2 protein-coding genes are annotated in these 2,556 nt (G+C 56.1%); both read right to left on the reverse strand.

The features are described 5' to 3' along the window. Window positions 1-30 precede the first annotated feature (30 nt). Window positions 31-1,869 carry a glycosyltransferase gene (locus tag XI03_RS01720; RefSeq protein WP_271591119.1) on the reverse strand — a complete coding sequence of 613 codons (1,839 nt, stop codon included), beginning with the start codon at window positions 1,867-1,869 and terminating at the stop codon, window positions 31-33. 131 nt (window positions 1,870-2,000) lie between these two features. Beyond that, window positions 2,001-2,556 (reverse strand): HlyD family secretion protein (locus XI03_RS01725; protein ID WP_271591120.1); only part of this gene is annotated, 556 nt, incomplete at its 5' end.

Genomic DNA, 2,556 nt, shown 5'->3' on the forward strand with positions numbered 1-2,556 from the left:
AGGCTCGGTCTTTTCGGCATCTCGCGCTCCTCAACTCGTTAGAGCTCGCGCCAACTCACGGATCATTTGCAAGATGTTCCCTCGATCGGCTCCTGGCACGGCGGATTCAGTGTGAAGCTTCTTGATAAGTCTCGCCGTTTGCTCGGGAGTTGGAGAGAACTTAAGTCGATAGCCATCACGCGTTGTCGCAGCAACATGCGCGTCTACTCCGCTAATCCCGGGCAGGTTGAGCTTCCCTGCTGCTCCGGTGGAAAGTCCGGATGGACCACTGATTCGCGCGCCCCCTCGGCCCAGATTGAGAAGCCATCCGCGGTGCTTTTCACCTTGGATCACAAGCGTGATTGGTTCTGGGATCTGGCGCTGAGGTCGATCGTATCGCGGTCGTTCGATGCACACTACCACTGCCACGAGCAACACCAGAATGTTGTAAACCGTCCAGAACATCACGATAGCCGTGCCGTCGCCCGCTGTTGCGGACGTATTGAAGACGAAATCGGAGTTCAGCGGCACGATCAGGCCGCTGATCGTCAGTCCGAGCAACAGTAGGAATGGTCGCATCAACGTCCATTGAACAACAACTTTGGTGCGGTCGCCGCCTTTGGCCGTCACCGAGAATTTATGCGATCCCCCAGTCAGCAACCCGAGAGCAGCTGCCTGGCTGATGGGCCAAGCTGCGATCAGCTGAGCCGTATCGTTGAGAAGCGGGACAAACAACCCTTTTGAAAGCCAGTTCAGGGACACCAGGACCATCAGGTAATACGGTACATAATATTTAGTAATGTCCACCAACGACGCGTTCACGATGGTGATGCCACACCACCAGTACAATAGCGGGAGAATCAGGCTGGCAAGCCGGAAGGGAAACGTACTGAGCCAGTAGAGCAATGAATCAATAATGCCGATTCGATGCATCAGACCAAGGCTGCGCATGCAAAAGGGGCTGTAGGAGTTGCGGACGATCTGCATCAGGCCAAGGCACCACCGTCCACGCTGAGTGATATATTCTTTCAGTCCTTCGGGAGCCAAGCCTTCAGTCAACGGCTCGTTAAGGTACACGGTTTGCCAGCCGCTTTCCGCGAGCTTCAGCGTGAGCAGGAAGTCCTCGGTTACGCTTTGTGTCGGAATCCAGCCAATTTGCTCGACGGCCTCGACCCGCATTACGGATGAGCTTCCGCAGCAGATGGCAATGCCACAAGCGTCCCGCGCCGGCTCAACGTTGTCAAAGAAATGACGTTGCTCATCCGGATATGCGGTACTTATTCCAAGGTTATGTTGGATCGGATCAGGATTGAAGAAATGCTGCGGGGTTTGCACGAGCGCGACGCTTGGCTCGTAAAACAACGCTAGCGTCCGCGCGATAAAGTCCGCATGGGGAACGAAATCGGCGTCAAGTACGGCAACAAAGGCCGGGGGGATCGGATCGCGAGCGCGCTCGCGAAGTGCATGGTTGATGTTCCCCGCTTTAGCGTGCTCATTATCCGAGCGTGCGATGTATCCGATTTCGTGAAGCTCGCAAAGTTGCCGCACCCAATTCCTGGCGCCGTCGTCGAGAACAAAAACCTGAAGACGAGGATAGCGGATATCCGTCGCTCCAATGATCGTGCGCTCGAGTACATCCGACGGCTCGTTGTAAGTCGTGATGAAAACATCCACGCGCGGCGCCTCTCCAGGCAGCCACCATTCGGAATGTTGGTCTGCTTCGGCCGTGCGCTCTTTCACCCGCGACAGTATAAAAAACGCGATGGAGGAGGACAGCACTGTTAGAGCTTCGAGCATGGCGAATCCCCAACTGAACAGCGCGGCCGCAGTCCAGTCGAGGGGTGCCAGCGTTTCGGTGAAGCGCCAAAGCACATAACGCCAAGACAGCACGGCAGCCGTCCCCAGGAGGAGAGCCCGCCAATACCACTTTATTGGATTAAGCAACGGAAAGACGGCAAGGCGGAGCCCAATTATGAAAGCTGCGCCTGCGAAGGCAGCGGCGATTGGTGACAGCAGAAGCATCAGAGTCCGTACCGCGTAATAAACCGACGGAATTGAGCGATTGGGCCACCCGTGAAGATAGCGCGTCCAGTACGCCCTATCGCGCAGCCGAGATCTGGCTCTCTTGCAAGGTCTGAAACAGTCATGGTGACATCAAAGCGCTCGAGATGTTGTGCACTTGGACCCACAGCAAGATTGGTGTAGAGCGAGGCCGCACCGGATCCGCCAAGTCGAGTTATGGTTCCATTGAAAATACGATCATCTCGAAACAACCGAAATTGCGCGGCCGTTCCCACCGAGAGGCCGTCGTACAGAGATTCGCTGACACCCGCGGTGACGATCAGTGTACTGCAGTCTGCGATCTTGACGAGATCCTGGCCGCGCCGCGCGTATTGGCCATCGTCTATTAGTATGTCCCAGACGAGACCCGCGACGCTGGCATTAAGGGTAGCGAAGCTCAGATTATTGACACGAAGACGCTCGGCACCGATTTGCCGATCGAGCTGTGCAATACGTGCTTTCACCTGCTCCTTGTCGACATTCAGCTCGGCCAGCCGCTGCTCGAGTTCTCGGATA

The organism is Bradyrhizobium sp. CCBAU 65884 (assembly GCF_028128835.1).
In the GTDB taxonomy this organism is placed as follows: Bacteria; Pseudomonadota; Alphaproteobacteria; order Rhizobiales; family Xanthobacteraceae; genus Bradyrhizobium; species Bradyrhizobium ottawaense.